The sequence below is a fragment of the uncultured Modestobacter sp. genome, from assembly GCF_947486615.1.
Lineage (GTDB): Bacteria > Actinomycetota > Actinomycetes > Mycobacteriales > Geodermatophilaceae > Modestobacter.
The window spans coordinates 187,872-193,871 of sequence record NZ_CANKUD010000009.1; the positions used below are offsets into that span (position 1 = coordinate 187,872).

Sequence of the window (6,000 nt, forward strand, 5' to 3'; positions counted from 1 at the left end):
GGCACGTGGGGGCGGCTCCGTGCCCCCGGCCGTTGACGCGGTGCGGGGGCGCTCCATGTCCGGAGCCGCTGGGACAGGTCTACGGCGCACAGGTATGACCTTCAAGACAACAAGGTCAACACTGTCAACGCTGGTCAGAGCGCCGATCCGGCGACCGGCAGCACCGAGCCGACCCCCGGCGGGACGAGGCTCATGCAGAGCTGGCACAGCACCGCCGCGCAGCTGATCCGGTCGGTTGACACGGCGAACCGGACCGTCGTGAGCGCCCCGCCCTCGGTGCCGCAGCACATGCAGGCGTCGAAGCACGCCGGGCTGCTGTCCAGCGCGGCGCAGAGCAGGCACTGGACGGCGTCGGGTGCGCACATGAGCCGGAGGCCGGGAGTCCCGGGCTGGGCGGCGAGGTGTGAGCACGACCAGGCGGGCGGCTGGTGGATGGCCTCGCGGAAGGCCGCGACGCAGTCGGCATCGCGGTAGGGCCGGTGGACGTCGGGCGGGGTGGGGGTCACGATGGCCTCTCCGATCTCTCATTCAGGGGTGACTGGGTGTCGGTCCGCGCAGGCCCGGGCGTCCCCGTCCGGGCCTGCTGCCGTTCAGCGACGACGGGGTTGCGTCACGTGATGAAGCTCTGGGACGCTTGCCTTCCGAAACCCCTGGTCAGGTTTGGGCATAGGCGGGCCGCCTTCCTCCGGGAGGGCGGCCCGCTCGCCGTTCAGAGCAGCCCCCGGGCGCGCAGCGCCGCCTGGCCGCGCTCCGTCTTCCGCATCCCGGCCACGAGCGCACTGAGGTTCACCGGCTGACCCGCCAGGTGGCCGACCACCGGCTGCGGACGTTGCTCGATCTCCCGTGGACGGCTGGCGTAGCCCGCATCCCGGAGCCGAGCCCGGCCGCCGGGGGTGTCCTGGAGTGCCCGGAAGGCGTCTGCCCGCTGCTCCGGCATCCCGGCCAGGTGCGCCTCCAGGTACTCCCGCTCGGCCCGCGACAGCGGCCGGGTGAGGTTGTTCTCGGCCCGGTTCACGCGGCGGCTCACGAGGTCGCCGCCACTCGCGCGGCTGCGGTACGCGGGACTGCGCTGCCCAGCACCAGCCAGCCGAAGCCTTCCTGCGCCGCGACGTAGACCATCTCCCCGACGACCGGGGTGTAGCTGGCCAGGTGCGGCACGTACTCGACCACGTCGCCGTTCACGTAGACGATCAGCTGGCCCGTGCCGACCTGGCAGACCAGCCCCTTGAAGATGTGCAGCTTCGGGGCGTCCACCAGTAGTGCCAGCACCGTGGCCAGGTCAGGCACGGACCACCGCTCGGCCCGTCTCAACCGGCAGGGGTGAGGTCCAGCCGTTGTCCCGCGCCCACTTCGGGTGGGAGGTCGCCCGGTCCACGATCCGGTCGGCCTCTGTCACCGGCAGGTGTGCCACGTTGGCCTCCAGTGCACGCCGCTCGGCCCGGGAGAGGTAGTTGCCGCCGGGCATCAGCGGGCCTCCAGCTCGGCGAGACGGCGCGCTGCGAACACCAACCGGCTGTTCAGCTGGCGCCAGTCCGGCGACGTCGCGGGGTACTGGTCGCGCTCGGCGGTCAGCCGCTGAACCTGACGGCGGCGTCCCGCCCGCCAGTTGGCCAGCGGCAGCGGCAGGCTGTCGGCCAGGACGGCCGGGGTCGGGGCGGTCACCGGGCACCCCGCACGCGGCCGTGCTGGACCTGCGCCGCCTCGGCGGACGTGACGCCGTAGGCAGCCCGGTGGATGGCGTCGGCAGCACCGGGGGCCAGCGACGCGGCCCCCGGGGACCGCTCGGCCCAGTCGGCGGGGATGTACGGCAGCCGATCCAGCCGCCTGGCCGCCTCGATCAGCGCCCGACGCCGGGCCGGGTTGGTCGGCTTGCGGTTGACGGCGGCCAGCAGGTCGGCGGCGTCTGTGATCGGGCGCTCGGCGGCCTGCGCACGCCGCTGGCGACGGCTCGGCGGCGTGGGCCGGTACCGCTCGCCGGTGTCCCGGTCCGTGAAGCCGCCAGCGGCGGTGAGGGCCAGCCTCCGGCGGTCCAGGTGCACGACGGTGGACTCCAGCTCGGGCCAGGTCGGCACCAGGTGGGTCAGCCGCAGCGCGCTCGCCCGCTTGATCACGTAGGGCCGGGCCGCCGGATGCCCCTCGGCATGCCGGAGGGCGACGTACAGGCTGCGCTCGTCGGTGACGGCCGGGCAGCTGTAGCCGGAGACGGCCAGGGTCTCGGCCGTCTCCTCCTCGTCGGCCAGGTGGTCGGGCAGCCGGGTCCAGGTCGGCGGCAGCAGCTCGTAGGTCCGGTGCTGGCCACCGAGCCACAGGCCGAGCGCGCCGACGGTGAACCCGTCCAGGTCGACCGACGCGGCCCTCTGCTGGTCCCGGACCGACAGGTGCGGCACCCAGCTCGGAAACTGCTCCACCCGGTCCGTGACCGGCGTGACGGCGGGCTCGGCGGCCAGCAGGTCACGCAGGTAGGTCAGCGCCTCGGACTGCACCAGGAGGACCGGCTGCTGGTCTTCGCCGAGCACGCCGGAGCCGGAGACCCCGACATCGAAGCTGGCCAGGTTCTCAGCGGTCAGCTTCAGCAGCCCGTCCACGTCAGCGACCTCGTCGGGGGTCAGGTTGGTGGCCTCGCCCAGGAACAGCAGGGTCACGTGCGCGTCATCGGCGAGCTGGTGCACGGGGTCGTCGTCAGCGGGGAGCGCGACGATCACCGCGCTGGTCGGGGTGCTCATGCGGCACCACCCTCAGCAGCCCGCTCCAGCCAGGCGTCCACCGTGGTGGAGCGGTAGCGGATCTGGCCACCCGGGAGGCGGCTGAACCGGGGGCCGGTTCCGCTGCGCCGGTACTTCCTCAGCGTCTCGATGTGCACGCCGAGCCGGTCGGCCACGGCCTGCTCGGTCTCCCATGTGCTGCCGCTCTGCACCGTCGGCGGTGCGGGCGGATCCTTCATCACGATCTGCGTCATCGGTGCCAGCTCCCGGGTCGGAGAGGCCGTGTCAACTCTGTCAACACGTCCCCTGAAACGAACCGAACCCGCACCGCGACGCCGGGGACGGCGTCACAGGTACGGGTTCTGGCAGCAACGGTAGGGGCTTGGCATGCACGCGCGCAAGATGGGACAGTGCAGCTCAACGCGGTGATGTGTAGTTGACACTGTTGACACGCGCGATCACACTCGCCGTGTCAACCGCGCGGACGTGCGGGAACAAGACGGCCCCCGCCAGGTGCGCGAACACCGGACGGGGGCCTTGGCGGTCGGAAGGGACCACCCATGAGCAAGAGTGCCAGCCCCTCGGGCGCACGCACGAAGAAGCCGCCGAAGCAGATGCCCGACGGCATCGTGCAGCGCGGAGACAGCTACCAGGTCCGGTGGCGGGAGCCCGGCATTGGTCAGGGACGGCGTCAGCGCGCCCGCAGCTTCCGGGACTACTGGGCCGCTCTGGAGTTCTTGCACCAGACGCAGGGTCAGCTCCGGACCGGGGCCTACGTCGCCGAGCGTCCGGAGCACGTCAGCTTCGGAGAGTTCTTCGACCGGTACATCGCCGACCGGACCGACGGGCTCCGGCCGTGGAAGCCCAACACCCTGGGACTGCACCAGCAGACCCGGGGTGTCCTTCCCCGCGAGCTGCTGGCCAAGCCGCTGACCGCCGTGACGGAGGCGGACCTGTCGTCGTGGGTGGCCTGGCTCTTGCGCCCGGTGGACCAGGGCGGCCGGGGCCTGGCTATGAGCACGACCACCCGCCACCTGGACCGGGTGCGCTCCGTGTTCGCACTGGCCGAGCGCCGCCGGTTGATCACGTGGAACCCGGCCAAGGGTGAGGACGTCCGGCTGGCTCGGCAGGGCGTCCGCAAGGTGGACCGGGAGGAGATCCCGACCGTGGAGCAGGTGACCGCCCTGCTGGCCGCTTTCGCCGAGCAGCACCCCGCGCAGGCCGTTGTGCTGGCCCTGGGGGCGCTGGCCGGGCTGCGCTCGGGCGAAGCCCGGGGCCTGCGGATCGCCGACGTCAGTGAGCTGCACCGCGAGATCCGCGTGACCCAGCAGCTGGTCCGGGTGCCGGGGAAGGTCAGCGAGCAGATCGCCCCGCCGAAGACCGACGACAGCGCTCGGATCATCCCGGTGGACGACGGCCTGATCCGGATGCTGGTCGAGCACATCGCCGAGCACCGTGCCGACGCGGCCCCCGGGGACCTGCTCGTGCTCGGGAGCAACGGGTGGCCGATGGCGACTTCGACGCTCCAGGCGTGGTGGCGCTCGGCCTACGTCGCGGCCGGGCTGCCGATGGTGACCGAGGTGCGCCGGGGCCGGGAGCTGGAGCTGCCGAAGTTCTCGTTCCATGACCTCCGCAAGTTCTTCACCAGCGCGCTGCTGGAGGCGGGGGTGGATGTCCTGACCGTGGCCCGGCGGCTGGGGCACACTTCCCCCGCGCTGATCTGGTCCGTCTACGGGCAGCTGTTCGGCGACCACGCGCAGCGGACCCGGCAGGCGATGGCCGGGCACAGCGCGGCGGTGCTGCCGCTGCGCGCCGGGGGCGCGCGGTAGGCAGTTCCACGCAGCAGATGCGCGCACGGATGCGCGCAGAGCGACGCCCGGTTGACCGAACGCCCTGGTCAACCGGGCGTCTGCGTCTCAACAGCGGACTCCCACCACAACTACACCGAGCGCGAGCACCACGCCGGGCGTGACGTGTGGCTGTCCCGCAAGGGCGCGATCAGCGCGCGGCGGGGGCAGGCCGGCCTGATCCCCGGCTCGATGGGGACGGCGTCCTACGTGGTCGCCGGCCTGGGCAACGAGGCAGCGCTGCTGTCCGCACCGCACGGTGCGGGGCGCAGCCACTCGCGCAACGCGGCCCGGCGGCTGTTCACCCGGTCCGACCTCGAGCAGCGGATGGGCGGGATCGCGTGGGGGCACTCCGACGCGTTCCTCGACGAGCACCCCGACGCGTACAAGCCGATCGACCAGGTGATGGCCGACGCCGCCGACCTGGTGGAGGTACGGCACACGCTGCGCCAGGTGGTCAACGTCAAGGGCGACTAGCCGGCGACCAGGCCCCAGTCCTCGGCGGCGATGGTGTCGGCCTCGCTGCGGGTGAACACGTCCTCGTCGACCAGCCGGTCGAGCACGTGCGCCTGCCGCCGGGCGGCGCGGTCGGGGTGCACCAGCGGGTCGTAGGCGCTCGGAGCCTGGAACAGCCCGGCGAGCACGGTGGCCTGTGCCCAGGTCAGCTCGTCGGGCTGCACCCCGAAGTAGCCCTGCGTGGCGGCGGTCAGCCCGGTGAACCCGTGCCCGTAGTACCCGTCGTCCAGGTACATCCGGAGGATGTCGGTCTTGCTGTGGGCGGCGTCCAGCTTGAGCGCCAGGACGACGGCCTGGGCCTTCTGCAGCGGGCCGTTCTCCCCGTCCAGGTACAGGTTCTTGGCCAGCTGCTGGTCGAGGGTGGAGCCGCCCTGGTCGGTGCCGGTGAACAGCCCCCGGAAGGCCCGCACCGCACCGGTCGGGCTGACGCCGAGGTGGGAGCGGAAGCCGCTGTCCTCGGTGGCCAGCAGCGCCTGCACCAGCTCGGGAGCCGGCTCCACCTGCAGCGCCGGAGCGCCGTTCGCCGCGAGGTGGTCGGCCACCCGGCTCTCCGCGTCGTCGACCGAGGGGGCCAGCTGCCAGGCGACGCCGAGGCCGACCACCGCGGTGAGCAGCAGGGCGAGGAGGACCTTCGCCAGCCGCCGCAGCCGGCGCCGGCGGGGTCGACCAGGTCCGGCCACCGCCCGCTCGCGATCCAGCGTGCCTGCCGCCACCGACCAGTTCTCCCGTCCCGTTCCGACCGCGCCCGGACCGGAACGGCACGACCATGATCAGGAACCGGAGGCAGGAGGGGAAGCCCTGGCGCCCGCTGCGGGCCACCGCAGCCGGTGAACTCCACCCGTCCGGAGGACACCGCGGGCCGGGTCAGACATCCCATGGGCTTGGAGGTCAAGCCGCGGTGGCGGTGAGGTCGGGCCAGGCGGTTGTCTCGTTGT

Annotated in this window: 10 protein-coding genes; 2 read left to right on the plus strand and 8 right to left on the minus strand. The window is 72.8% G+C overall.

Annotated features, from left to right (window positions below; genetic code table 11):
• Positions 1–134 precede the first annotated feature (134 nt).
• The 7 genes from Q1A09_RS16990 to Q1A09_RS17020 form a co-directional block, all read right to left on the minus strand.
• On the minus strand, positions 135–506 hold the full coding sequence (locus Q1A09_RS16990) for a hypothetical protein (RefSeq protein WP_299957467.1): 372 nt from the start codon (positions 504–506) through the stop codon (positions 135–137).
• A 203-nt stretch (positions 507–709) separates the two neighbouring features.
• The gene (locus Q1A09_RS16995) at positions 710–1,027 is read right to left on the minus strand and encodes a hypothetical protein (protein ID WP_299957469.1); all 318 of its coding nucleotides are present in this window, start codon (positions 1,025–1,027) and stop codon (positions 710–712) included.
• Complete coding sequence (locus Q1A09_RS17000) at positions 1,024–1,287, minus strand: hypothetical protein (RefSeq protein WP_299957471.1); 264 nt, start codon at positions 1,285–1,287, stop codon at positions 1,024–1,026. The genes Q1A09_RS16995 and Q1A09_RS17000 overlap by 4 nt, the downstream gene beginning before the upstream one ends.
• Entirely contained in the window at positions 1,280–1,465 is a 186-nt protein-coding gene (locus Q1A09_RS17005; RefSeq protein ID WP_299957474.1) for a hypothetical protein, read from the minus strand. The genes Q1A09_RS17000 and Q1A09_RS17005 overlap by 8 nt, the downstream gene beginning before the upstream one ends.
• On the minus strand, positions 1,465–1,662 hold the full coding sequence (locus tag Q1A09_RS17010) for a hypothetical protein (protein ID WP_299957476.1): 198 nt from the start codon (positions 1,660–1,662) through the stop codon (positions 1,465–1,467). Before Q1A09_RS17010 ends, Q1A09_RS17005 begins: the two co-directional genes overlap by 1 nt.
• Positions 1,659–2,723 carry a 2'-5' RNA ligase family protein gene (locus tag Q1A09_RS17015; RefSeq protein ID WP_299957479.1) on the minus strand — a complete coding sequence of 355 codons (1,065 nt, stop codon included), beginning with the start codon at positions 2,721–2,723 and terminating at the stop codon, positions 1,659–1,661. Before Q1A09_RS17015 ends, Q1A09_RS17010 begins: the two co-directional genes overlap by 4 nt.
• Positions 2,720–2,956 (minus strand): AlpA family transcriptional regulator, encoded by a 237-nt coding sequence (locus Q1A09_RS17020; RefSeq protein ID WP_299957482.1) that lies wholly within the window; start codon positions 2,954–2,956, stop codon positions 2,720–2,722. The genes Q1A09_RS17015 and Q1A09_RS17020 overlap by 4 nt, the downstream gene beginning before the upstream one ends.
• A gap of 306 nt (positions 2,957–3,262) precedes the next feature.
• Here Q1A09_RS17020 and Q1A09_RS17025 point away from each other — a divergent pair, with 306 nt between their 5' ends.
• Together Q1A09_RS17025 and Q1A09_RS17030 are read left to right on the plus strand one after the other, a co-directional pair.
• Positions 3,263–4,531: a site-specific integrase gene (locus Q1A09_RS17025; RefSeq protein WP_299957485.1), complete on the plus strand. Its 1,269-nt coding sequence runs from the start codon at positions 3,263–3,265 to the stop codon at positions 4,529–4,531.
• A gap of 51 nt (positions 4,532–4,582) precedes the next feature.
• The gene (locus tag Q1A09_RS17030; RefSeq protein WP_299957488.1) at positions 4,583–5,026 is read left to right on the plus strand and encodes an RtcB family protein; all 444 of its coding nucleotides are present in this window, start codon (positions 4,583–4,585) and stop codon (positions 5,024–5,026) included.
• Here the strand turns inward: Q1A09_RS17030 and Q1A09_RS17035 are convergent.
• Positions 5,023–5,778, minus strand: coding sequence for a biosynthetic peptidoglycan transglycosylase (locus Q1A09_RS17035; RefSeq protein WP_299957491.1), 756 nt, complete (start codon positions 5,776–5,778; stop codon positions 5,023–5,025). The two genes, Q1A09_RS17030 and Q1A09_RS17035, sit on opposite strands and share 4 nt — an antisense overlap.
• Between the last annotated feature and the right edge of the window lie 222 nt (positions 5,779–6,000).